23 protein-coding genes and 1 pseudogene are annotated in these 25681 nt (G+C 58.4%); 23 read left to right on the top strand and 1 reads right to left on the bottom strand.

From position 1 onward, the window contains the following. A pseudogene (locus tag AXF19_RS15705) lies at positions 1-138 on the bottom strand (solute carrier family 23 protein); the annotation flags it as partial. Between the two features lie 169 nt (positions 139-307). Between AXF19_RS15705 and AXF19_RS13040 the strand changes: the two are divergent. From AXF19_RS13040 to AXF19_RS12930, 23 genes are all read left to right on the top strand, one after another. Beyond that, positions 308-1270, top strand: coding sequence for a type I phosphomannose isomerase catalytic subunit (locus AXF19_RS13040; RefSeq protein ID WP_066849822.1), 963 nt, complete (start codon positions 308-310; stop codon positions 1268-1270). Between the two features lie 78 nt (positions 1271-1348). After that, complete coding sequence (locus AXF19_RS13035; protein ID WP_066849819.1) at positions 1349-2275, top strand: DUF2156 domain-containing protein; 927 nt, start codon at positions 1349-1351, stop codon at positions 2273-2275. 284 nt (positions 2276-2559) lie between these two features. Further along, on the top strand, positions 2560-4227 hold the full coding sequence (locus AXF19_RS13030; RefSeq protein ID WP_066850304.1) for a 2-isopropylmalate synthase: 1668 nt from the start codon (positions 2560-2562) through the stop codon (positions 4225-4227). A gap of 4 nt (positions 4228-4231) precedes the next feature. Continuing rightward, positions 4232-6061, top strand: coding sequence for an excinuclease ABC subunit UvrC (gene uvrC, locus AXF19_RS13025; RefSeq protein WP_066849816.1), 1830 nt, complete (start codon positions 4232-4234; stop codon positions 6059-6061). Between the two features lie 164 nt (positions 6062-6225). Continuing rightward, positions 6226-7239 carry an ABC transporter substrate-binding protein gene (locus AXF19_RS13020; RefSeq protein ID WP_066849813.1) on the top strand — a complete coding sequence of 338 codons (1014 nt, stop codon included), beginning with the start codon at positions 6226-6228 and terminating at the stop codon, positions 7237-7239. A gap of 251 nt (positions 7240-7490) precedes the next feature. Further along, positions 7491-9182, top strand: a complete 1692-nt coding sequence (locus tag AXF19_RS13015) for a cache domain-containing sensor histidine kinase (RefSeq protein WP_066849810.1) — start codon at positions 7491-7493, stop codon at positions 9180-9182. Then, positions 9175-9942 carry a response regulator transcription factor gene (locus AXF19_RS13010; RefSeq protein WP_066849808.1) on the top strand — a complete coding sequence of 256 codons (768 nt, stop codon included), beginning with the start codon at positions 9175-9177 and terminating at the stop codon, positions 9940-9942. Before AXF19_RS13015 ends, AXF19_RS13010 begins: the two co-directional genes overlap by 8 nt. A 128-nt stretch (positions 9943-10070) precedes the next feature. Further along, a complete protein-coding gene (locus AXF19_RS13005) occupies positions 10071-10232 on the top strand; it encodes a rubredoxin (RefSeq protein ID WP_066849805.1) in 162 nt (53 codons plus the stop codon). Positions 10233-10371: 139 nt separating this feature from the next. Next, complete coding sequence (gene putP, locus AXF19_RS13000) at positions 10372-11844, top strand: sodium/proline symporter PutP (RefSeq protein WP_066849802.1); 1473 nt, start codon at positions 10372-10374, stop codon at positions 11842-11844. Positions 11845-11906: 62 nt separating this feature from the next. Continuing rightward, positions 11907-12272 (top strand): VOC family protein, encoded by a 366-nt coding sequence (locus tag AXF19_RS12995; protein ID WP_066849799.1) that lies wholly within the window; start codon positions 11907-11909, stop codon positions 12270-12272. Positions 12273-12338: 66 nt separating this feature from the next. Beyond that, positions 12339-13202: a response regulator gene (locus tag AXF19_RS12990; RefSeq protein ID WP_066849788.1), complete on the top strand. Its 864-nt coding sequence runs from the start codon at positions 12339-12341 to the stop codon at positions 13200-13202. Between the two features lie 3 nt (positions 13203-13205). Then, on the top strand, positions 13206-13670 hold the full coding sequence (locus AXF19_RS12985; RefSeq protein ID WP_066849784.1) for a chemotaxis protein CheX: 465 nt from the start codon (positions 13206-13208) through the stop codon (positions 13668-13670). A gap of 36 nt (positions 13671-13706) precedes the next feature. Beyond that, entirely contained in the window at positions 13707-14141 is a 435-nt protein-coding gene (locus AXF19_RS12980; protein WP_066849781.1) for a DUF1934 domain-containing protein, read from the top strand. A gap of 16 nt (positions 14142-14157) precedes the next feature. Continuing rightward, positions 14158-15816 (top strand): arginine--tRNA ligase, encoded by a 1659-nt coding sequence (gene argS, locus AXF19_RS12975; RefSeq protein ID WP_066849779.1) that lies wholly within the window; start codon positions 14158-14160, stop codon positions 15814-15816. 24 nt (positions 15817-15840) lie between these two features. Continuing rightward, positions 15841-16170: a DNA-directed RNA polymerase subunit delta gene (rpoE, locus tag AXF19_RS12970; protein WP_066849776.1), complete on the top strand. Its 330-nt coding sequence runs from the start codon at positions 15841-15843 to the stop codon at positions 16168-16170. A gap of 23 nt (positions 16171-16193) precedes the next feature. Continuing rightward, the gene (locus AXF19_RS12965; RefSeq protein WP_066849773.1) at positions 16194-17804 is read left to right on the top strand and encodes a CTP synthase; all 1611 of its coding nucleotides are present in this window, start codon (positions 16194-16196) and stop codon (positions 17802-17804) included. Then, the gene (gene mfd / locus AXF19_RS12960) at positions 17801-21085 is read left to right on the top strand and encodes a transcription-repair coupling factor (protein ID WP_066849771.1); all 3285 of its coding nucleotides are present in this window, start codon (positions 17801-17803) and stop codon (positions 21083-21085) included. Before AXF19_RS12965 ends, mfd begins: the two co-directional genes overlap by 4 nt. Positions 21086-21088: 3 nt before the next feature. Continuing rightward, positions 21089-21784 carry an SAM-dependent methyltransferase gene (locus AXF19_RS12955; protein ID WP_066849769.1) on the top strand — a complete coding sequence of 232 codons (696 nt, stop codon included), beginning with the start codon at positions 21089-21091 and terminating at the stop codon, positions 21782-21784. A gap of 145 nt (positions 21785-21929) precedes the next feature. Further along, on the top strand, positions 21930-22202 hold the full coding sequence (locus tag AXF19_RS12950) for an HU family DNA-binding protein (protein WP_066849767.1): 273 nt from the start codon (positions 21930-21932) through the stop codon (positions 22200-22202). Positions 22203-22266: 64 nt separating this feature from the next. Next, positions 22267-23043 carry an SDR family NAD(P)-dependent oxidoreductase gene (locus tag AXF19_RS12945; RefSeq protein WP_066849764.1) on the top strand — a complete coding sequence of 259 codons (777 nt, stop codon included), beginning with the start codon at positions 22267-22269 and terminating at the stop codon, positions 23041-23043. A 228-nt stretch (positions 23044-23271) separates the two neighbouring features. Then, positions 23272-24429, top strand: coding sequence for an MGDG synthase family glycosyltransferase (locus tag AXF19_RS12940; RefSeq protein WP_066849762.1), 1158 nt, complete (start codon positions 23272-23274; stop codon positions 24427-24429). After that, positions 24407-24706 (top strand): FtsB family cell division protein, encoded by a 300-nt coding sequence (locus tag AXF19_RS12935; protein ID WP_066850300.1) that lies wholly within the window; start codon positions 24407-24409, stop codon positions 24704-24706. The genes AXF19_RS12940 and AXF19_RS12935 overlap by 23 nt, the downstream gene beginning before the upstream one ends. Positions 24707-24838: 132 nt before the next feature. Then, a complete protein-coding gene (locus tag AXF19_RS12930; protein WP_066849759.1) occupies positions 24839-25285 on the top strand; it encodes a S1 domain-containing RNA-binding protein in 447 nt (148 codons plus the stop codon). The last annotated feature ends 396 nt before the right edge of the window (positions 25286-25681 follow it).

The following is a 25681-nucleotide window of genomic DNA, read 5'->3' as shown; positions in this document are numbered from 1 at the left end:
CACGGTCGCGGGGTTGACGTGGAACAGGATCGGAACGAGCACCGTCGAGCCGAACATCGCAAAGAGATGCTGCAGGGACAGCGGGATGGTGGTGAGGAGCGGCGGGCGCTCCGTGGTGTCAATGGTTCTTTGGGACATGATGAATCACTCCGTTTCAGATGGATAAATGCACGTATGAGCGCTCCTATGATACCATAGACGGAGGCAGGGGACAATCATCATTTCAGCGGAGCGCTTTCAGGCTTGCAGTTTTTTGCGGAATTCGCTAAGATAGTCGCATGAATGAATGCAAGTAAGGATGTGACCTATGAAATATCCAATGAAACTCATTGCACCGCTGAAGGACTACCTCTGGGGCGGCACGCGGCTCAGGGATGAATACGGAAAGGAAACGCAGCTGACAAAGATCGCCGAGAGCTGGGAGCTCGCCTGTCACAAGGATGGCAGGAGTGTCATAGCAAATGGTGCGGCGGCAGGGCAGACCCTCGCGGACTGGCTTGCGGATGCGGGGACGGATGCGCTCGGCACGCGTGCGGCAAAGTTTCCATATTTCCCTCTGCTCATCAAGCTCATCGATGCGCACGATGATCTCTCCGTGCAGGTGCACCCCAACGACGATTATGCCCTGCGCGTCGAGGGGGAGTTCGGCAAGACGGAGCTGTGGTACGTGGTGGACGCTGCACCGGGGGCGGAGCTGCTCTATGGTTTTGCGCATGAAATATCAAAGGAGGAGTTCGCACGGCGGATTGCGGACAACACGCTCCTTGATGTCGTGCGCCACGTACCCGTGCAGAAGGGTGATGTCTTCTTCATCCCCGCAGGGACGCTCCACGCAATCGGCAAGGGCATTCTCATCTGCGAGATTCAGCAGAACTCGAATACGACGTATCGGATCTACGACTACGGGCGCATCGGTGCGGATGGAAAGCCGCGCGACCTCCATATCGAAAAGGCGCTTGATGTGACCTCTCTTGCGCCCGTTCCCACGCATGCGTGCGGCATTGAGGTCGATCTCTTTGCAGGCGCGCGGGCATGCCTCCTGGCGGCGTGCGACTATTTCACCGTGTATCATCTCGCCGTGGAGGGGGGATGCGAGTTTACTGTGGGCGAAGACTCGTTTCAGTGTCTGACCGCGCTTTCGGGCAGCATGCAGCTTCGCAGCGAAACGGACGAGCTGAGCATCAAGAAGGGCGAGAGCGTCTTCCTGCCCGCAAATTTGGGGCAATGTGCGCTCAAGGGCACGGGTGAGCTGATTCTCAGTAAAATATAGAGCAGAACGGGCGGGGCTTGACGGCTTTGTTATAATGAAACCGTTAGGAGAACTTTTATTAGTAAAGCCGATTGGAAGGTGAGACTCATCGAATTTCATGCCTTGACAAAGGAAGACAAGCCTCTGCTTGATCGCTATTTTCGTGCGAATTACTACGAGAATTCGCATTTTAACTTTACGAATCTCTATATGTGGCGCGAGCCGTTCCATGTCCACATCGCCGAGGAGGACGATGTCCTCTACGTTGTGAGCGAGTGGAAGGCGCGCGTCTCCGCCTTGCAGCCGTTCTGCGATCCCGCGCTGTACCCGGCAGCGACGAAGAAGCTGCTCGCGTACTTCGAGGAGATTGCGCAGCCGTTTCACATCTATGATATGGAGCACGGCTATGCGGATTTCCTGCGCTCCTGCGACTGCGCTACGTTTGAGGTGGTCGCCGATCGCGACAATTTCGACTATGTATACCTTGCCGAAAAGCTCATCAGCCTCGCGGGGCGCAAGCTGCACTCGAAGAAGAACCATCTGAATGCGTTCCGCAAGGAGCATCCCGATGCTGAGTTCGTCCCGATCACGGATGAGGTTGTAACGCTGTGCAAGCTGGAGCTGAACAGCTGGTACAAGCAGCATCGTCAGGAGGACGGCACGGTTGATCCGTTCATCGGCTACGAGCGCGCGGCGATTCTCGAGGTGCTGAACAACTTCGAGGACTTCGGTCTGAAGGGCGGCGCAATCCTCCTCGGTGGGCGCGTCATCGCCTTTACATTCGGCGAGCAGCTGAACACGGATACGGCGGTGATCCATGTGGAGAAGGCAGATCCCGAGCTGCGCGGCGCGTATCCTGCGATCAATCAGGGCTTCGTGGAGCATGCGTGGAGTCATCTGACCTACATCAACCGCGAGGAGGATATGGGCATCGAGGGGCTGCGCAAGGCAAAGGAGTCCTATAAGCCCGAGAAGCTGATTGAGAAGTTTAATGCGACCTTGGTCGGATTTGCAAACTGCCCGTGAATATGGTAAGATAGCACAACGCTAGGGAATCGCTGATAAAATGAAGTTCTCCGGATTGGCAGCAGATTTTTTGTTCTGCCAAGGAAATAAACCGGACGCATAGCAAAAGAGCTATGTGGAGGATTTATTGACGATGGCAGGGCGAAAAGGATGCGCCAAGGCGGCGGGACTGAATTTATCAGTGCTTCCCTATGAAACGCAGGTACGCCCTTCGCCCCACAGCGGCGGAGGGCTTTCTTGTTTATTTAGATGATGCAATGAAATATGATACAGGGGGGACGATCATGAATCACACGAAGTACACAAAGGGATACTACATGCCGCCCGAGATCCGTCTGGACTGGCTGCGCAAGGACGCGCCGGACAAGGCGCCGATCTGGTGCTCGGTCGATCTGCGCGACGGCAATCAGGCACTTATCATCCCGATGAGCCTCGATGAAAAGCTCGCGTTCTTCGATCTTCTCGTGCGCGTGGGGTTCAAGGAGATCGAGGTCGGTTTCCCCGCAGCCTCTGATACAGAGTATGAATTCCTGCGCCGCCTCGTCGAGGACAATCTCATCCCCGACGATGTGACCGTGCAGGTGCTGACACAGGCGCGGGAGCATATCATCCGAAAGACGTTTGATGCGCTGCGCGGCGTGAAGAACGCGATTGTGCATGTCTACAACCCCACGTCTGCAGCACAGCGCGAGCAGGTATTTGCACGCTCGAAGGAAGAGATCCTGCAGATCGCCGTGGACGGCGCAAAGCTTCTCAAGCAGCTGACGGAGGAGGCGGGCGCGAACTACCGCTTCGAGTACTCGCCCGAGAGTTTCACGGGCACGGAGCCCGAATATGCGCTCGAAGTCTGCAATGCCGTTCTCGATGTGTGGCAGCCCACGCCCGATCGCAAGGCGATCATCAATCTTCCCTCGACGGTTCAAATGTCGATGTCACACGTCTACGGAATGCAGATTGCCTACGTCAATGAGCGGCTGAAATACCGTGACAGCGTCGTCCTTTCCCTCCACCCGCACAACGACCGCGGCTGCGGCGTAGCAGATGCGGAGATGGGGCTGCTCGCGGGTGCAGACCGTGTCGAGGGCACACTCTTCGGCAACGGGGAGCGCACGGGCAACGTCGACATCATCACCGTCGCGATGAACATGTTCGCGCTCGGTGTCGATCCGAAGTTGGACTTCTCCGATCTCCCACACCTCGTCGAGGTCTACGAGCAGGTGACGCGCATGCAGGTCAACCCGCGCCAGCCGTACTCGGGTGCACTCGTCTTTGCCGCGTTCTCAGGCTCGCATCAGGACGCGATTGCCAAGGGCATGAAGCACTGGGAGGAGAACAAGCCGCAGCACTGGTCGCTGCCCTATCTCTACATCGATCCGAAGGATATCGGGCGCACGTACGACGGCGATGTCATCCGCATCAACAGCCAGTCGGGCAGGGGCGGTGTCGGCTATATCATGGAGCAGCAGTACGGCATCAGCATGCCGAAGAAGATGCGCGAGGATCTCAGCTACCGCGTGAAGTCCGTATCCGACAGCGGACACAAAGAACTCCTGCCGGACGAGATCTACAAGGTGTTCACGGACACCTATGTCAACGTCATCTTCCCGTTCGAACTCACGGATTTCCATCTGAAAAAGCAGCCGGACGGCACGCGCATGGGCGACGTTCATCTCAAGGTGGACGGCGAGGATCGCACGTATGAAGCGCGCGGCAACGGGCGTCTGGACGCGATCTCGAACGCCCTGCAGGCGAACCTCGGGCTTCACTACACGAATCTGACCTACAGCGAGCATGCCCTCGAGATCGGGCAGACCTCGCGCGCCATCTCCTACATCAGTATTACGGGGGAGGATGGCAATGTCTACTGGGGGGCAGGTCTGGACACGGACATCATCACCTCGTCCATCCTCGCGCTCTTCAGCGCGATCAACCGCATGAAGGCGGGGCATTGAGAACGTGACCGATCTCGTTGCCGAAAAACTGAAACTGTTGCCGGAGTCTCCGGGCGTCTACCTCATGAAGGACGCGCGTGGGAAGATCATCTACGTGGGCAAGGCGATCGTGCTCAAGAACCGCGTTCGGCAGTATTTTCAGAGCAGCCGCAATCAGGCGCCGAAGGTGCGCGCGATGGTCTCGCACGTCGCCGACTTCGAGACGATCATGACGGCGAACGAAGTCGAGTCGCTGATCCTTGAGGCGAATCTCATCAAGAAACATCGTCCGCGCTACAATATACGGCTGAAGGACGACAAGAGTTACCCCTATGTGAAGGTGACGGTGCAGGAGGAATATCCGCGCGTCTTCATCACGCGGCGCGTGCTGCGTGACGGCGCGCGTTACTTCGGCCCCTATACGAATGTGACGGCGCTGCGGGACAGCTTGAAGCTCCTGAAGCGCCTTTTTCCTCTGCGTACGTGTCGGACGATGCCCGACCGGCCGTGCCTCGAGTACCATATCAAGCGCTGTCTCGCGCCCTGCGTGGGCAAGGTGGGGGAGGAGGACTATCGTGCGATGATCCGTGCCGTCCTCCTCTTCCTCGAGGGACGGACGGACGATGTGGAGCGCGAGCTCGAGCACCGCATGAATCTTGCGGCGGAGGCGTATCACTTCGAGACGGCGGCACGTCTCAGGGATCAACTCAGTGCCGTGCGCAAGGCGGCGGAGCGGCAGAACATCGTGACAGGCGCGGGGGATCAGGATGCGCTCGGCATGGCGCGCTCGGCGGCGGGTGTCTGCGTGCAGATCTTCTTCATCCGCGGGGGCAAGATGATCGGGCGCGAGCACTTCCTCTTGCGCGGGAGCGAGGAGGAGAGCGATGCGGACATCCTGCGCGCGTTTCTCGAGCAGTACTACAATCAGGCGACCTTCGTGCCGCGCGAGGTGCTGCTGCCGCATACGATTGACGACGCTGCGCGTGCGGTCATCGAGCAGTGGCTTGCCGAGAAAAAGGGCGGGGGCAAGGTCGCCCTCCTCACGCCGCAGCGCGGGACAAAGCGCGATATCGTGACAATGGCGACGGGCAACGCGGAGAAATTCCTTGCGGACGAGGAGACGCGCCGCAGTCTTGCGGACGAAGCGACCCTTGGCGCAGTCGAGGAACTCGGGCGCTATCTCGGACTCAAGAAACCGCCGCGCCGCATGGAATGCTTTGACATCTCGCACAATCAGGGGCAGGAGACTGTGGCGTCGATGGTCGTCTTCGAGGATGGCATGCCGAAGAAATCGGACTATCGACGTTTCAAGATTCGGAGCGCGGAGGGCAAGCCCGACGACTTCCTCTCCATGCGTGAGGTGACGACACGCCGCTATGTGGGGCTGCCCGAGGATGAGCTGCCCGACCTCATCATCATTGACGGCGGCAAGGGACAGCTCTCCTCCGCGCTCGAGATCATCCGAAATGAGGCAGGGCACAAGGACGTACCTGTCGTCGGTCTCGCAAAGCAATTCGAGCTCATCTTTACCGAGGGGAACTCTGAGCCGGTCGAGCTGCCGCGCCGCAGCCAGTCCCTCTACCTCGTCCAGCGCATCCGCGACGAGGCACACCGCTTTGCGATCACCTTTCATCGCAAACTGCGCGGCAAGCGCAACCTCGTCTCCGTGCTCGATCACATCGTCGGCGTCGGACCAAAGCGGCGGCAGAGTCTTTGGACGCACTTCGGCACACTTGATAAGATCAAGGCGGCATCCGTCGATGAACTCGCTGCGGCTCCCGGGATGAATCGCCCGGCAGCAGAGGCGATTGTGCATTTTTTCGACGCGCAGCGCGCACTCCGTGGGAAGAATTAGCGATTCTTTTACTTTCATCCGGTGTGTTTGTGTTGGTTGCGACGCACAAGATAGGATTCTCCCCCAAAAATGACGAACTGTATGATTGCAATGCAGTTCTGATTATTGTAAAATTATCAAAAAGATTTGAAATTGATGACATCTCGTTGAGGGGGTGTCGCACGATGATCATCTTTCAGCGTATGCGGATATGGGGTGCGACGCTTCTGCTCACGGCAGGGATTATCCTTGCAGCCTGCGGCACAGAGCCGCAGAGCGTGCAGTCGGATGAGAATATCGTTGTTGTCTACAACTGTAATACGGATGACTGGACAGCTCCGCTTGCCAAAGAGTTTCAGGAGCAGACAGGCGTCGAGGTACGGTTCGTTGACGGCAGTTCGGAGGAACTCATGGCTCGTGTTCGCACGGAGCAGGAGAACCCGCACGGCGATATCATATGGGGCGGCACAGCGGACGCCTATGTCACGCTTGAGTCCTATCTCGAACCCTATGTGTCACCCGAAAAATCTGCAATTCTACCTAATTTCGTTCGCGAGAACAATGCGTTCTACAACATGGTTTTGGATCCCTATGTCATCGCCTACAACAGTGATCTGGTGAGCGAGGCGGATGCTCCGAAGGGGTGGAGGGATCTGCTCAACCCAAAGTTTCGTGGTCGCATTGCGCTTGCAGATCCCACGAAATCCTCTTCTTCCTATGTTGCCCTCCTGGCGATGATGGATGCCCTCGGTGGTGATTCCGGCATCATTGGACGTATGGCAGAGCAGCTGGACGGGCGCAGTATCACCGGCTCGGCAGCACAGATCAAGGCACTCTCCGATGGGGAGTATGCCGTTACTGCGACATCTGAAGCGTCTGTGCTCACGTATATTGCGGGCAGCGCACACATTAAGATTGTATATCCCGAGGAGGGGACGGAAGTTTCCTCAAGCGGCATTGCAATCATCAAGAATGCGCCGCACGCAGAGAATGCAAAGAGATTTCTGGATTTCATGATGAGCCGTCAGGTTCATGAGCGCCTCGGCGAACATGAACGACGCTCAACGCGTGCCGATATTCCGGCACCGTCGAATCTTCGTCCTCTTTCGGAGATTCGTTACACTTGGTTTGATACGCGGCGCGCCGTCTCCTTTCGGGACGAGTTCCTAAGCAAATGGCGCGCAGCGGTTATCAAATAAATCCCCATTTCCCCCCATCCCCCCATTCCCATATTTTCCCCTTCCAAGACCGTCACGTTTTGTGGCGGTTTTTCCTTTGCTTTTATTTTTTTGTATGAAAATATATTTTTTCAATTTATATATGATTTTACTTGACAGAAATCGGATTTATCCGTATTCTTTCTTTATAGTCTGAACATTAAGGAAGGATAGATGACCTTTCCTTGTTTCGCCGTTTGCCCATTGCGGCAGGAGAGGGGGCTGCGCTATTCATGGGACGATACCGGATCAGCTATCAGCAGCGACTGCTTGCCTATCTGCTCTTTGGCGGGCTCGTTCCGCTCCTCTTGGCCTCCATGATGATCCTCTATACGGCGGACAGCGTCTATGAGAATACGCAGGCAAAGAGCGGGCGTGCCGAGGTGCAGCGTATCTCGCGCGAAATCGACAATCTTGTCGTGAATTATCAGCGCTTGATGAATCCGCTGCTCGTACGCAGGGAGAGTATTGCCTTCCTGCGCGGCGAGCGTGCGGATGTGGAGCATATCTACGGCGATCTCTATACGATTCTGGCGGGACGTTCCGGTGAGATGGCGATCTATCTCCTCTCCGCAGATGGCACACAGGTCATTGCAACGGACGATCTGCCGCGCGACTATCGTCTGCCGGAACATCTGCATTGGGGACTCATCGGGCGTGCGACGGAGCAGCAGGACTGGGTGATCGCTTCGGCAGACCGCTATGAAGCGGATCGCAGGGAAACGGTCTTCTCGATGGCGCGCGCGATTCGTCAGGGGGATGAGCTCCTCGGCTTTGCCGTCATCGACGTGCGGCGCGAGGCGCTTGTGCCGCTCATTCAGCGCGTACAGGACGGCAGCGAGGGGCAGATCATCCTGACGGATCGCTACAACTATGTGATGATGGATATGCTCGATCATCACCGTGAGGGCTTTTCCTCCGTACTCTCTGGATCGGAGGAGGGGGCATCGGAGTCTGTCTTTCGCGATTATTCCTATTCCTCGCAGGATACGGGGTTCACCGTGCATCTGCGGCAGCGTCTGGATTCCACGCCTCTTGATTATCTCTTCCGACTCGTGCTTATGGTGGATGCCGTGGCGCTCAGTATCACGGCGTATCTTGCCTATCGTCTGAGCCGCCATCTCTGGCGGCCGCTGCACACGCTCGCGATGGCGATGCGGCGCGTACGCAGCCGTGATGATTTCTCTGTGCAGGTGGATGTGCAGCGCAGCGATGAGATCGGGGAACTCGCGCTTACGTTTAATAACCTCGTTACGCATATCCGCACGCTGCTCGCGGAAAATCGGGAGCGTGAACGGACACTGCGCGTGGCGCAAGTGAAGTCGCTCACGGAGATGATAAAGCCGCACTTTATGTATAATACGCTCAACCTCATCAAGTGGAGTGCAAAGCTTGGCGACAGTGAGGGGGCTGCCGACATTGCCGTGCAGCTGGGGAAGCTGCTGCGCGCCTCGGTGAGCATGAAGGAGTTTGTGACGGTTGCGGAGGAGCTGACGTTTCTCCGCACGTATCTGAAGATTCAGCAGCGCCGTTTCGAAGGGCGGCTGAAGGTGACCGTACGTGTCGCGTCTTCGGCATATGGCTGCTACGTGCCGAAGCTGATTTTGCAGCCGCTCGTAGAGAATGCAATTCAGCACGGCATCGAGATGACAGAGGGCGGCGGGCGCATTGAAATCACGGGTGCGATGGAGGACAATTATCTCATCTTTCGCGTCAAGGACAACGGACAGGGGATGTCACTCGAGCGCCGACAGGAAGTTCTTGCACGGCGGGACGACAATCATTTCGGACTTTACAATGTGCACATGCGCGCAGTGCTGAATGGGGATGAAACGTGCGGGATTGAACTGCACAGCATGGAGGGGAAGGGAACGGAGGTAATTTTGACGTTGAGGCACTGGGAGGAGGCTCCTCATTATGATTAAAGTGCTGATTATTGATGACGAACCCATGCAGCGCGAGGGCATTATGCGCCTGACGCCGTGGGAGGATTTCGGCGCCGAGGTCATTGGTGCGGCGGGCAGCGGCATGGAGGGGATACTCCTCGCGCGCGAGCATCGACCCGATGTGCTGATCGTGGATATCAAGATGCCGGGGCTCTCGGGTCTCGATGTGATTGCGCGTCTGCGCGAGGAATTGGATGCAGAGTACATTATTCTCTCAGGCTATAGTGAGTTCGAGTACGCGCAGCAGGCAATCTCCCTCGGCGTATGTGCCTATCTCCTGAAGCCGCTCGACGATGAGGAGCTTGTCTCGGCTGTGCAGCTGGCAGCGACGCATATCGAGGAGCGCCGCTTTCACCTCCACGATTTGCCGGCGGGGGAGCGTATTCCTGCGCCGATCCGCCTGCCGGAGGAGGAGCCGATTCGCGGCTATCTCCTGCACGCCGTACGTCATATGGAGGAGCATATGGCGGAGCCGATCACCGTGCGCGAGGTTGCCGATGAACTGGGGCTCAGTGTCAGCTATCTCCACAAGCTCTTTGCGCGCTGCGGCACCTCGTTCAGTGCCTACCTCACAGACTGTCGCTTGCGCCGCGCAGGTCAGATGCTGCGCGAGGGCGACGAGAAGATCTATGCGGTCGCCGCCGCCTGCGGCTATCAGGACACGCGTTATTTCAGCAAGATCTTTCAGAAGCATATGGGGGTCAAGCCGTCGGAATACCGCCATGGCAAAAATTTATAAAAATTTTTCCGAACCCTCTAGCCAAACGAAAAAATATGTTGTAATATAATAATTGTTATTGGGTAGTAGTTTGTATATAAGCCTAACTGCCCAATACATCTGTGTATTATATTGAAGGAGGGGTTCCCATGAAGACATGGGTTTGTTCGGTTTGCGGCTGGGTCTATGATGAGGCGGTCGGCGACGCTGACTATGACCTCGCTGCAGGTGTGGCGTTTGAGGATCTGCCGGAGGATTTTGTCTGCCCGCTCTGCGGCGTGGACAAGTCGCTGTTTGAGCAGCAGGAGTAACGCTGTCTTTTTAGGAGAGTGACCCCGCGTATGCGGGGTTTTTTCATGCCCAATGTATGAGCCTTCTCTCAAATGTTTTGCTTTTCATGGAAAAATCCCGTATAATGAACGGCAGAATTTATTGTGAGGGGACTTGTCTTTGGCAGAACAAATTGAAATCAGCGTGATTTTCCTTGTCTATATGCTTGTGATGATGGGGATTGGTGTCTATTACTACCGGCGCACGCGCAATATGAGCGACTACTTCCTCGGCAATCGGAAGCTCGGCGCGTGGGTGACTTCGATGAGCGCCGAGGCGTCGGATATGTCGGGCTGGATGCTCATGGGGCTGCCCGGCTTTGCGTATGTGGCAGGACTCAATGCGGGGTGGATTGCGCTGGGGCTTGCGCTTGGCACGTGGGCGAATTGGCAGTTCATCGCGGCGCGTCTGCGCGTCTATACGGAGCTCGCGAACAACTCTCTGACACTGCCGGATTTCTTTGAGAACCGCTTCTTTGCAACGTCGGGGGCGCTGCGCATTGTGCCTGCGATCTTTATTTTGATCTTCTTCATTCTCTATACATCTTCGGGCTTCGTTGCGGCGGGACGTCTCTTCGAGACGATCTTTCATCTGCCGTATCTCACGGCTCTGCTTGCAGGCGCGGGCGTGGTCGTCTTCTATACGCTTGTCGGCGGCTTCCTTGCTGTGTCACGCACGGACTTCATCCAGGGCGTGATGATGTTCTTCGCGATCCTCGTGGTACCCGTGGGCGCTGCCGTCATGCTCGGCGGCTTCACGGCGACGGCGGAGCTGATCTATGCGGAGCACGCTTCGTTCTTCTCGCCGCTGACGAAGGTGGATGGGAGCACGCTCGGTTTCATCGAGTTCATCTCGCTCATGGCATGGGGCATCGGCTATTTCGGACAGCCGCATATCCTCGTGCGCTTCATGGCGATTCGGCACGCGGAGGAGCTGCCACAGGCAACGCGCATTGCAATGGCGTGGGTGGTGATATCGCTCTCGGCGGCGATTCTGGTCGGCATGGTCGGCGCAGTCTTCCTCAGGACACCGCTCGAGGGAACGGCGGCGGAGACGGTCTTCCTCGCAATGGCAGGGGAACTCTTCCCGCCCCTTGTAGCAGGGCTGATCCTCGCGGCGGTGCTTGCAGCGATCATGAGTACGGCATCCGCGCAGCTGCTCGTTGCGGCATCGGCGTTCGCGCAGGATATCTATCGGCGCAGCTTCCGCCCGCATGCACAGCAGGTGGAGCTCGTCTGGGTGAGCCGTCTGTCCGTGCTCGCGATTGCGGCGGCGGCGATCTATCTGGGGCTCAGTCCTGATAACTTTATCCTCGATATGGTGGCATACGCATGGGCGGGCTTTGGTGCCTCGTTCGGCCCCGCGCTTCTCATGTGTCTGTTCTGGCGGCGTACAACGGAGCGCGGCGTGCTTGCGGGGATTGTGACGGGCGGCATTACGGTGCTCGTCTGGAAGCAGTTTGCGCTCTTCGGGCTCTATGAGATCGTGCCGGGCTTTTTGCTCGGTCTGCTTGCAATCTACGTTGTGAGCAAGCTGGATCGGGAGCCCGCACCCGAGGTGACGGAGCTCTTTGACCGCGTAGACCGCAGGTGATTGTTGCATTTGTTACTGCATTTGCAGTGTTTCAGTGATACATTTTTGTTGGGGAGGACAGGATGTCATTTACATTTACACACGTGAATTTCAATGTGCTGGATCTTGTGCGCAGCATGGACTTCTATGAGAAGGCATTCGGCTTTCGCGAGAAGCGCCGTCTCGAGGCAGAGGGCTTCACACTCGTCTATCTCTCAGATGGCGTGACGGATTTCGAGCTCGAGCTGACCTATCTCCATGAGCGCACGGAGCCGTACAATCTCGGGGAAAAGGAGTTCCATCTCGCGCTCTTTACGGATGATTACGCCGCAGCACGTGCAAAGCATGACCAGATGGGCATCATTTGCTATGAAAATGCGGAGATGGGCATTTATTTCGTTGAAGATCCGGACGGGTACTGGGTGGAAGTTTTGCCAAAAAACATGTGACGAAAGCCGTTGTTTCGTGTATAATAAAGGATGCATGTAACGATCCGTAAAAGAGGGTGAATTTGTATGGGGAAATTACGGGTGCTGATCGTGGACGACTCCAAGATCAGCCGCGTGATGATTGCGGAAAATCTAAGGGAAACGGATTTTGAGGTCTGCGGTATGGCTGCGGACGCGGTGGAGGCGCTGAGACTCTATACGGAGCTGCAGCCGGATCTCGTGACGATGGATATGAATCTGCCGGATGCAAACGGGGTGGAGTGTAGCAGACGCATTCTTGCTGCAGATGAGGATGCAAAGATTCTGATGATCAGCGCGATGAAGGATCTGAACCTCATCACGCAGGGGAAGACTGTCGGGATTCGGGCATTTTTGCAGAAACCGGTGGCGAAGTCCGATCTCGTGGACACGCTCCATCTGATCTGCGAGTCCGGTGTCAGTCAGGAGTCGGCGTTTCGTGAACTCTATGCCAAGCCGTTTGCGCGTGGTCTCCAACAGGGACTCGCAGGGCTTCTCGGCATGGAGGGGGAGGCGGAGATTGAGCCATATGAGTCGCGCTCACTCGATGTGAGCGGTGCAGCGGTCATCATCGGCATCACGGGATTTACGACGGGGCGTGCGATTCTCTATGTGGACGAGTCTGTGATCCCACTCTTTGCGATGCATATGCTCGGACGCGCGACCGTGGAAGAGATCGACGATGTTGAGGCTGTCGATGCCGTGGAGGAAGCGGCGAACATCTTCGCGGGACGTGCTGTCTCGAAGATCAACAACGTACTTGAGGGGAAGGAACTGCGCCTGACACCGCCGGGGACGATTCGTGGGGCGCAGGTGCATATTGTCAGCCCCCGTATGACGACGTTCTGTATCAGCGTACGGCTGCCGATCGGAATGGTGCAGATGAATGTGGGCTTTGCAGAGGGAGAGTAATCGATGGATGCAAAACTGATCAATCCTTTTGTGGATGCCTTTACAACGGTCATGCCGATGCTGGGATTCCCCGAACCGACGCGGACAAAGCTATACGCGGCGTCAACGCGGGTCAAGAGTCTCGGTGTGTCGATGCTGGTCGGCTTTACGAAGCAGATTCGCGGTAATGTCGTCTACAATATGAGTGAGGATACGGCGCGGTTCATTGCCTCCCAGATGATGATGGGCATGCCGGTGGAGGCGTTCGACGAGATGGCGCAGAGTGCAATCTCGGAGCTCAGCAATATGCTGACGGCACATACAGCGACGAATATCACGGGGCTTGGTCTCGATGTCGATATATCGACGCCGTCGCTGACCGTTGGCAAGGACTTCGAGGTCAAGATCAGCGATGGGCAATATCTCGTTGTGGAGATGAATCTGAGCGGTCAGCTGGTGGATCTGGCGATTGCCGTCGATCAGAATTAGGCTATGCAGGACACTTTTTATCGGAGGAGCGATTCGATGAAGGGTGCGGAGCAGGTGCGTGTCTCCATTGATGGGAGACAGGTGGATGCTGCGGGAGAGGAGAGCCGCATTGCGCTGTCCGTTATCGGACGGCGTTTTTTGCGTGGTGAGAGTCGTTATGTGAGCTACGAGGACAGTGACCTCATCGAGGGCGCTGTTGTGCCCTCTGTGTTGCGGGTCGGTGCAGCGGGGATTATGCTGCAGCGGCGCGGCATTGTGCGCTGGACACAGCATTTTGCCGCAGGTGAGGAGCGCACAAGCAACTACCGTACGCCATACGGCACCTTCCGCATCAAGACTGAGACACGCCGTCTGCGGATGCGCACGTTTCCCGATGGGCGGGAGGATATATATATATTCTATACGCTCTATGTGGACGGCGTGCGGCAGAGCGATAATACGCTCGAGATACGGATCGAACCTATGATGTAAAGGAGCAACAGCAAAGGTGGATATAAAACACGAGATCGAACAGGCACTCATATGTGCGGTAGAAGCGGCTGTGGCGGCGGGAGAGCTGCCGGCGGGAGGAACGCTCCCCCCTGTCCTTCTGGAAGAACCGCCGGAAAAGGAACTCGGCGACTTTGCGACGAATTTCGCCATGCAGTCGGCACGCGTCTTCCGTCAGCCGCCGCAGAAGATTGCAGCGGCGATTCGGGCGCATCTCGCGGGCGACTGGCTCGATCGTGCGGAGGTTGCAGGTCCCGGCTTCCTCAATCTCTACCTCAAAAAGACAGTGCTCGCAGATACGCTGCGAGCCATACTCGCGGCGGGGGAGGACTACGGCACGCTCCCCCCGCAGGATGCCCCGCGCATTCAGGTGGAGTATGTCAGCGCGAACCCGACGGGCCCGCTGCACGTTGGGCATGGTCGCGGCGCAGCCGTCGGCTCGGCGCTCGTGAAGCTGCTGCGCACGGCGGGCTATGCGGTCGACAGCGAGTACTATGTGAACGATGCGGGCAATCAGATGAATCTCCTCGCCGTCTCGGTGAATGCGCGCTATCTGGAACTCCTCGGCAAAGAGGTGGAATTCCCTGAGAACGGCTACCACGGTGCGGATATTGTGGAGACGGCGCAGCGGATCATCGACCGCGAGGGGGACAAGTACCTCGCCCTGCCCGAGGAGGAGCGCCTGCAGCTCTTTCAGGATGTCGCCTACCGCGAGAAGCTTGCGGCGCTCGAGGAGGATCTGGCGGATTTCGGCGTGACGTTCGACCGTTGGTACAGTGAGCGCACGCTGCATCCCGATGCTGTGCGCCGCGTGGTAGACGTGCTGCTCGAGCGCGGGAAGGCATACGAGCAGGACGGTGCCGTCTGGCTGCGTTCGACGGACTATGGGGACGACAAGGATCGCGTGATCTTCCGCGATAATGGCGTGCCGACCTATCTCGCGGCGGACATCGCCTACCATGACGACAAATATGAGCGCGGCTACGGCCGCCTCATCAACATCTGGGGCGCCGACCACCACGGCTATGTGGCGCGCGTCAAGGCGGCGATGGCGGCGCTCGGGCACGATCCCGAGAAGCTCACGGTGCTCCTTCTGCAGATGGTGAGCCTCTATCGTGACGGGGAGCTCGTGAAGCTCAGCAAGCGCACGGGCGAGACGGTCACGCTGCGCGAGCTGATGGAGGAGGTCGGCGTCGATGCGGCGCGTTACTTCTTCCTCATGCGCTCACTCGACAGTCAGCTCGATTTCGATCTCGATCTTGCGAAGAAGAAGTCGAATGAAAACCCTGTTTACTACATCCAGTACGCACATGCGCGCATCTCGAGCATCTTCCGTCAGGCGGACGAGGCGGGGATTGCCGTGCGGGATGGAGCGGAGCTTGAGCTCCTGACGGATGAGACGGAGATCGCACTCATCAAGAAGCTCGCCGCCTACCCCGAGGAGATTGCGCGTGCGGCGGCGGACTTTGCCCCGCAGCGCATTGCACGCTACAGCCATGAGCTGGCGGGCGCATTCCACTCGTTCTACAACAAATGCCGCATCGTCGGACAGGAGACAGCGCTCGCCTCTGCACGGCTTGCGCTTGTGCTCGCGACGGGACGCGTGATTCGTCACAGTCTCTGGGTGCTAGGGGTGTCGGCGCCGGAGAAGATGTAATCGCCGCTTGAAAGGAGCGTATTCATGGATTTTGAACACATGTCGGAAATGGACATTGCCTATCACATTCTTACGCAGAAGAAAGAGCCGATCCACTACAAGGAGCTCATCACCGAGGTGATTGAGTCGAAGCACAAGCCCGTGCAGTCGCTCGCAATGGCAATCTCCGAGATCTACACGATGATGAATATGGACAGCCGCTTTCACTATGAAGGCGAGAGCAAATGGGGGCTGACGGAGTGGGTACCGCCCGAGGTCAAGCGCTCCTCGTCCCGTTCGGCGGGCGGCGCGTCCAAGGCCGGAATCACGAAGGAAGCAGCGCGCAAGAAGAAGCTCGAGAGTATTCAAAACTGATCTGAGATGTGCGGAGGAACGGCATGGCAAAGTATATTTTCGTCACGGGCGGCGTGGTTTCATCACTTGGCAAGGGCATTACAGCGGCATCGCTCGGACGCCTGCTCAAGAATCGCGGGCTGAAGGTCACCATTCAGAAATTCGATCCCTACATCAACATCGACCCCGGCACGATGAGCCCCTATCAGCACGGTGAGGTGTTCGTCACGGACGACGGGGCGGAGACGGATCTCGACCTCGGGCACTATGAGCGCTTTATCGACATCAACCTCACGAAGCGTTCGAACATCACGACGGGCAAGGTCTACTCGACGGTGCTCAACAAGGAGCGCCACGGCGACTATCTTGGCTCGACGGTGCAGGTGATTCCGCACATTACGAACGAGATCAAGCAGCGTGTCTATGACGTGGCAAAGGCGGATAACGCCGACGTGGTCATCACGGAGATCGGCGGGACGGTCGGTGACATCGAGAGTCTGCCGTTCCTCGAGGCAATCCGTCAGGTCAAGAAGGAAGTCGGCAAGAACGACGTGCTCTACATCCATGTGACCCTGCTCCCCTACATCGGCGCAGCGGGCGAGCTGAAGACGAAGCCGACGCAGCACAGCGTCAAGGAGCTGCGCGCCATCGGCATTCAGCCCGACATTCTCGTCTGCCGCACGGAGCAGCCGATTCCGCGCGATATGAAGGAGAAGATTGCACTCTTCTGCGATGTGGATGCAGATGCGGTCATCGAGAACCGCACGGCATCGACAATCTATGAAGTTCCCCTCATGATGCAGCAGGAGGGGCTCGACCGCATTGTGCTCGAGAAGATGGCGATGAATTTCGATCCGTCCAATATGGAGACGTGGGAAAAGATGGTCTTCAAGATCAACCATCCCGCGCGGAAAGTAAAGATTGCCGTCGTCGGCAAATACGTCGCACTGCCCGATGCCTATATGTCCGTCACGGAGGCGCTGCACCATGGCGGCATCGAGCACGACGCGCAGGTGAAGATCACGTGGATCAATGCGGAGGAACTCGAGGAGCCGAACGCCGACCTCGACGAGATTTTCGTCGGCTGCAAGGGGATTCTCGTGCCCGGCGGATTCGGCGACCGAGGCGTTGAGGGAAAGATCCGCGCGATTCAGTACGCACGCGAGCACGAGATTCCGTTCCTCGGGCTCTGCCTCGGCATGCAGTGCGCCGTCATCGAGTTCGCGCGTCACGTTGCGGGTCTCACGAATGCGCACAGCACGGAGTTCGTCCCCGAGACGCCGCATCCCGTCATTGCGCTGATGGAGGATCAGCAGGATGTGGAGGAAAAGGGCGGTACGATGCGCCTTGGCGCGTATCCGTGCCTCCTTGCAGACGGTTCGCATTCACGTGCGGAGTACGGTGCAGGCGAGATCAGCGAGCGCCACCGCCACCGCTTCGAGTTCAACAACGCCTACCGCGCACAGCTCGAGGAGAAGGGCATGGTCATTGCGGGTACAAGTCCCGATGATCGTCTTGTGGAGGTTGTGGAGATTGCAGATCATCCGTGGTTTGTCGCCTCGCAGTTCCATCCCGAGCTGAAGTCGCGCCCGAACCATCCGCATCCGCTCTTTGCAGGATTTGTACGGGCAGCGCTTGCTGCAGCACCCAAATGAACGCACTCTTTTCGACTCTGCGCGGTGACAGTGCCGTGCGTCAGCTGGCAGATGCGCTCGGCGGAGAGCCGCAGCAGATACTTGCACACGGCTTTGCCGGCTCGATGAAGCACGCCGCCGTTGCCGCTGCCTATGACCGCAGCCCGCGCCCGCTTGCCATTGTGACGAGCGGGCGGGAGGCACTGCGCGCGTGGCAGGAGGATCTTGCCTCACTTCTGCCGGAGGCGGATGTCTACGAATTGCCGGAATTGGATCGCGTGGACTTTGCTGCGCCCGGCGCTGCGAAGGGGCTCGAGCGCTCGGCGCAGCGCATGAACATCCTCGCGCGTCTCCTGCGGCATGAGCCGATCATCGTGCTCGCGGAGATCGGCGCGGCGGCGCAGAGGGGGCTGAGCACGGCGGAGTTCTCGCGCGCTGCGCTCTCCCTGCGCCTCGGTGAGGAACTGCCGCGCGATACGCTGCTCGAGCGCCTGACTGCGCTCGGCTACGAGCATGTGGCGGAGGTGGAGCACGTCGGGCAGTTCAGCGTGCGCGGCGGCATTGTCGACATCTTCCCCATCAACGCGCTCTCTCCCATCCGCGTGGAATTCTTCGATGCGGAGATCGACTCCATGCGCGAGTACGACCCGCTGACGAAGCGTTCCATCAAAAATATCGGCACGGCTTCCGTCATGCCGCTGCGTGCAGCGGATGATGAGGGGGAGGCGTGCTTTTTGACGTATCTCGGACGCGAGGGAATCACGCTGTTCGATGAGCCATCTCGTCTGATTGCAGCGCTTTCGGACGCCGCACAGGAGGACGAGGTGCGCGCGGCACGCCTCTTCTCGTGGTCGGAGATGGTCGCGGCAGGGGCGGCAGGGCATGAGCTCTTTGCCTCTCTGATGAGCCGCTCCTATCCCGACTGTGTACCGTCGACGCTCATCGACTTTCAGATGGTGCCGATGACGGCGTTTCAGCGGCAGTTCGCCCTGCTCGAGAGCGAGCTGCGCCGTTATCTTGTGGATGGGACGCAGGTGCTTGTGCTCGCGGGCGGCGTGGAGCGTGCGAATGCCGTCCGCGATATGCTGATGGGGTGGAAGATCCCCGCCGTCATCCTGCGCAGGGAGGGCGAGGAGGCAAAGGAAGCCGTCGCCGTCACATCGGGTGCGTTGCGTGCGGGTTTTGAGCTGAGCGCAGCGAAGATTGCCGTCCTTACGGAGCAGGATATCTTCGGCCGCCACAAGGCAAAGCTGCGGCGCACACCGTCGGCAGGGGAGCGCATCCGTCACTTTCGCGAGATTGCGCCCGGCGACTACGTTGTCCATGTATCGCACGGCATCGGGAAATACCTCGGCGTGGAGACGCTCGAGGTGGCAGGTGTGCACCGCGACTACCTGCGCATTCAGTACGGCGGAGACGACAAGCTTTTCGTACCGACAGATCAGGTCGGCCTCCTGCAAAAGTACATCGGCTCGGAGGGGGCGGCACCGCGCCTGCACCGCATGGGGACGGCGGACTGGGCGCGTGCGCGTGCAAAGGCGCAGAAGTCCGTGGAGGACATTGCCGACCATCTGCTCGAGATCTACAGCGCACGCCAGCTCGCACGAGGGCACGCCTTTACGCCCGACGATGCGGGGCAGCGCGAGTTCGAGGAGGCGTTCCCGTACGAGGAGACGGCAGATCAGCTGCGCGCTGTCGCGGAGATCAAGCGCGACATGGAGAGTGAAAAGCCTATGGATCGCCTGCTCTGCGGGGACGTGGGCTTCGGCAAGACGGAGGTTGCCGTGCGCGCGGCATTCAAGGCGGCAATGGATGGCTTTCAGGTCGCTGTGCTCGTGCCGACGACGGTGCTCGCACAGCAGCACTACCAGACCTTTGCTGCGCGTTTTGCCGAGTTCGCGCCGAAGGTGGATGTGGTCTGCCGCTTCCGATCCGTGCGCGAGCAGGCGGCAACCCTGCATGAGGTGGCACGCGGGCGCGTGGACATCCTCATTGGGACGCATGCCATCCTCAATCGGAAGCGCGTGCGCTTTCAGAACCTCGGACTCCTGATCGTGGACGAGGAGCAGCGCTTCGGCGTCACGCAGAAGGAGAAGATCAAGGAATTCGCGGCGGGGGTCGATGTGCTGACGCTCTCGGCGACGCCGATTCCGCGCACGCTGCATATGTCGCTCGCGGGTGCGCGCGACATGAGCATCATCGAGACGCCGCCCGCCGACCGTCTGCCCGTGCAGTCCTACGTCGTGGAGAGCAGCGACGAGATGATGCGCGGCGCGATTGAGCGCGAGCTTGCGCGCGGGGGACAGATCTATTTCATTTACAACCGCGTGGAGAGCATCGACCGCATGCGCGAGCATCTGCTTCAACTCGTCCCCGAGGCGCGCATTGCATCGGCGCATGGGCAGATGAACGAGGACGTACTCGAGCAGGTGATGATGGACTTCTACGAGGGGCATTATGACATCCTGCTCGCAACGAGCATCATCGAGAATGGCATCGACGTGGCAAATGCGAATACGATCATCATCTACGATGCCGACCGCTTCGGACTCTCGCAGCTCTATCAGATGCGCGGGCGCGTGGGGCGCTCGGCAAAGATGGCGTTCGCCTACTTTACCTATCGCCGCGACAAGGTGCTCAGCGAGACGGCGGAGAAACGCCTGCAGGCGATGAAGGAGTTCGCCCAGCTCGGCTCGGGGTTTAAGATCGCCATGCGCGATCTCGAGATTCGCGGCGCGGGGAGTCTCCTCGGCGCGCAGCAGCACGGTCACATCGCGGGCGTTGGCTTTGAGATGTATGTCAAGCTGCTTGAGGAGGCGGTTGCACGCAAGCGCGGCGAGGCTCCTGCGCCCCCGCCCGTGGAGACGGTCATCGATCTGCCCGTGGAGGCGTACATCGACGGCGGCTATATCGACGATGCGATGCACAAGATCGAGATCTATCAGAAGATTGCTGCCGTGCGCAGCAACGAGGATCTGGATGCGCTGCTCGACGAGCTGATCGACCGTTTCGGTGAGCCGACGGCACCCGTCCTCGCACTCCTCGACATTGCACGTATCAAGAACTATGCGCGCAGTTTTGGCGCACGCAGCATTGCAGCAAAGGGCGAGGCACTGGATATCGCCCTGCCCGAGGGGGAGAAATTGCCCCTGCCGGCGCTTATGCAGCTCGATCGTGCCTTTGGGCGGCGCGTGGGCCCTCTGCCGGAGGGGGACGGTTATCGCATTCGCTTGCAGCCGAAGGAGCGCAGGGAGATATTGGATACGGCACTGGAAATTGTGCAGATGGCAAGTGGAGAGTGAGATATGGCAGAACATAAACTGACGGTGGCGGGACTTGGACCCGGAGATGCGGGGCTTATCACGCGCGATACATGGGCGCGCATCGAGGCGGCGCAGCACATTATCCTGCGCACGCGCATTCATCCGACGGTGGAGGTGCTCGATGCGGCAGGCATTTCCTACGAGACGTACGATCATCTCTATGAGGAAGCTGACGACTTCGACGAACTTTACGCGTCGATTGTGGATGATCTCATGGCACGTGCACGGGAGGCGGATATCCTCTATCTTGTGCCGGGCAGCCCCTTTGTCGCGGAGCGTACGGTGCAGATTCTGCGTGAGCGTACGATGGAGGAGGGGGTGCCTATCGAGATCCTGCCTGCAATGAGTTTTTTGGAGCCGCTCTTTGCCGCGCTCGGGGTCGATCCCGTGAACGGGCTGTCGATTGTCGATGCGATGGACGAGGAAGCCGTTGCCGCGCCGCCTGCACAGGATCTCATCATCACGCAGCTCTATTCGCGCGAGCTGGCGTCCGATCTGAAGATCCTCCTCATGGAGCAATTCCCCGATACACAGGAGGTCATCTATCTCCATCATCTCGGCTTGCCCGATGAGCGCGTGCAGCGCATCCCACTCTTTGAACTCGATTGGCAGGAGGATATCGACCATCTGACCACCCTTTTTATTCCGTATATCCCTGTTTTTTGGGAAAATAGTTGAAAAACCCCCTATTTTTTAGGTGAAAAACCGCTTTTTTTTATTTTCCCCCTTGATTTTTCGAGGTAATTCTGTTAAATTCTCTCATGACAGCGCGACCCCTTGTGGTCGCTAGGAAAATGGAAAATATCTAAAGGAGGATGCTACTTTGAACAAGCAGGAATTGGTCGCAAACGTAGCAGAGCAGGCAAGTCTGACAAAGAAGGATGCGGAAAAGGCGGTCAACGCTGTTTTTGAGACGATCAAGAACGCACTTTCCGAGGGCGACAGAGTTCAGCTCATCGGTTTCGGTACTTTCGAGGTGAAGGATCGCAAGGCGCGCAAGGGACGCAACCCGCAGACGGGCAAGGAGATCGAGATCGCGGCTTCGAAGATGCCTGTGTTCAAGGCTGGCAAGGCTCTGAAGGATTCTGTGAACTGATTTGAAACGACGGCCGGGCTTCCTACGGGGAGTCCGGTTTTTTCGTCTGTAGAGCAGGAGAGGCATGGAAAAGAATATATTCGCCGCCGATGCCTTTGCGGGGAAAACGGCGCTGATCTCGGGCGGCACCTCGGGCATCGGGCTGGCTGCGGCAGAGCTCTTCCTTGCGGGCGGTGCGTCGGTCATGCTCGTGGGGCGAAGCGCAGAACGCGGACAGGAGGCGCTCGTGCAGCTTGCGGCGGGGGAGAACGCCCGCTTTGTGTGCGGCGATGTGCAACGCAGTGCAGACTGCCAACATGCGGTGGAGGCGTGCGTGCGCGCGTTTGGCGGTGTGGACATACTCGTGAACTCTGCGGGAATCTATGTGGAAGGTGCGCTGGATGATCTCACGGACGAGATGCTCGACGATCTGATTGCAACGAATGTCAAGGGCACATTTCATCTGACGCAGGCGGCGCTGCCGCATCTGAGGAGCACGCAGGGCAATATCGTGAATGTTGCCTCGGATGCGGGGCTGCACGGCAATTATTTCTGCGCAGCATATGCGGCGACAAAGGGGGCTGTCATCGCCTTTACGCGCTCTCTTGCACTTGAGCTCGCATGCGATCAGGTGCGCGTGAATGCGGTCGCACCTGCCGATATCCTGACGCCGCTCACGGAGCGCCAGCTCTCGCCGCATCGTGCGCGTGAGGAGCAGCTGCGCGAGATGGCTTCCGTCTATCCGCTGGGGCGCATTGGAACGCCTCGCGAAGCTGCGGCTGCGATTGCATTTCTTGCCTCGTCCGCAGCCGCATGGGTGACGGGGAGTGTCTACTGTGTGGACGGGGGACTGGCTGTGTAAAAGGAACCACTGATAAATTCAGCACTGCCATCTTGGCGTATCTTTTTCGCCCTCTCATCGTCGACAAATCCTCCACATAGCCCTTGCTATGCGTCCGGTTTGTCTCCTTGACAGGGCAAAAAATCTGCACCAATCTGACAGACTTCATTTTATCAGTGATTCCAAAAAACTTTTGTCCACCGCTGCAAATTGTGATAGAATAGATATAATTGTGCGAGGTGGTGGAGCATGGAACGTGCGCGTATTCTCATTCTGACTGCGTCCATCGGCTCCGGTCACACGCGGGCGGCGGAGGCGATTCGTGCGGCGCTCGCGGCGCATCCGCGTGCGCATGAGATGCAGGTGGACGTGGTCGACTTTATGGCGCGCGAGGTCTCGCTGATTCACTATCTCATGAAGCGCATCTATCTCACGATGCTGCGTTTCGTCCCCGACCTCTACGATGTATTCTTTCGCTTTGCCGGCAAAAAGGCGGGCGGCGGCATCGTGCGCGGCGCATTTGCACAGGTGATGGTGCGGACAGTGGGGCGCATCGTACGAAGTTATAAACCAGATCTCATCGTTGCGACCCATCCCTTTCCCGAGGGGGCGGCGGCGCTCTGGCGCACGCGGCATGGCGCTTCCTATGCGCTTGCGGCACTGCTGACAGACTATGCCCTGCATGCAATCTGGCTTGTGCGCGGCGTGGATCAATACTTTGTCGCAACGGAGACCATGGCGGCGGAGATGGCAGCGCGCGGCTTCGACCCACATTCGGTGTGTGCGACAGGCATACCGATTGCACGGGCGGACTATTCGCTTTCAAGACGCGAGGCGCAGGAGCAGGCGGGGCTGGACGGGGATCTGCCGACGGTTCTCCTCATGGGCGGCGGACTCGGGATCGGCGGTATGGATCGTACACTCGCCGCGCTTGAGACGCTCGATCAGCGGCTTGCCATTCTCGTTGTTGCGGGGCGCAATGACGTACTTGAGGTGCACGCGCGGCGCGTGGCAGAGACCTCGCGGCATGTGATCCGCGTCTTTGCCTATACCGATGAGGTGCCTGTGCTCATGCGGGCGGCAGATCTCCTCATCACGAAGCCGGGAGGACTGACGCTCAGCGAGGCGTTTGCGGCGGGGCTGCCGCTCCTCCTGCACGATCCGATTCCGGGACCTGAGACGGAGAACGCCGTCTATGCGACGCGACATGGAGCTGCCGTGTGGCTGCATCCGGGCGAGTGCATGGCGTCTGCGGTGGAGGAGATCCTTGCGCATCGGATTCCGGAGATGCGCAGGGCTGCGCGTATCTGTGCGCGTGAAAATGCAGCGGCCGATGTGGCGGAGATTCTGGCGGATATGCTGACAAGGAAGAGAGGGCATGCGTATGATACGGCAAAGAACCCCTAGAAGACCGCGTTGGTTCGTGATAACGCTCCTTGTCATTCTGGGCTATTTCGGTTCGATGATCGTCTCGCAGGGATTCTACCTCTCACATGTGTATGAGGATCAGCGGCTTGCCTCGGAGCGCCTTACGGCGGCGCAGGCGGAGAATGATCGTCTGCGCGCGGAGAAGGAGCGACTGGGAGAGCTTCCCTACATCGAAAAACTGGCACGCGAGGAGCTGGGCATGACGGGCGCGGGAGAGCTGCCCTATGCGCCCGGCAAGCGTTCGAACGGCAACTGACTTCGCTCTCGTGAAAACCCTTCTCTGCGTATTGTATTTCTTGACATAATATAGTTTCCCCTTGTATAATAAGCGGGTCAAATGAATATGGGGGACGACCCCGACGGTTTGTAGTTGAAGGGAAGAGTTGTATTGGCCATCGAAGTTGGCAGTGTAGTAGAGGGCGTCGTGACGGGCATCACGAATTTTGGCGCTTTTGTCGAGCTCCCCGAGGGAAAGACGGGGCTCATCCACATCTCAGAGGTTGCCGATGTCTATGTGAATGATGTGCACGATTTCCTCAGGGAGCGGGATACGGTCAAGGTCAAGGTGCTCACCGTCGATGACCGTGGGAAAATCGGACTTTCGATCAAGGCGCTTCAGGACAAAACGGCAGCTTCTGCGCAGCCGGCTGCGGCTTCTGCACGTCCGCCGCGCCCCCCACGTGATATGCGGCGCACGGCTGCTTCGCGGCAGATCGGCTCCCCTTCCTTCGAGGACAAGCTGTCGCGCTTCCTGAAGGACAGCGATGAGCGGCTCACCGATCTGCGCCGCAAGACGGATTCCAAGCGGGGCGGACGAGGATCGCGACGCGGCTGAGACAGGGATGTGCTGATATTGGATGGAATGTGTGCGCTGCTCTGCAGCAGCATACCGTCATAGAAGAGAGAAAAGGGCACTCCGTTTGGAGTGCCCTTTTTGTATCGTGCGCCTGGCGGCGCACGTTTCTAACCGATGAAAGATCGGAGTCTGCCCGGTAGCGGGAAAGACATAGCCAAAGACAAGGGTGTTCGTCGCGAGGCGAAATCTGAAGGAAGTCGGCGGCAAACCTCCGGCCTGACGAACAGGAACCGCATAGGAGGCTATCGTTGGGGATAAGGCCGCGATCCAGGTTGAAGTCCCAAAGCTACACGGAACCAACGGTGGTAAATGCGGCAGGTAGATGGAGGGAAAGAAACGTGTGGTACCCGGGGAGGTCTGCATAAAACGCTCGGA

Source organism: Selenomonas sp. oral taxon 126, from assembly GCF_001683335.1.
Lineage (GTDB): Bacteria > Bacillota > Negativicutes > Selenomonadales > Selenomonadaceae > Centipeda.
This window is presented reverse-complemented; position numbering and strand designations above follow the sequence as displayed.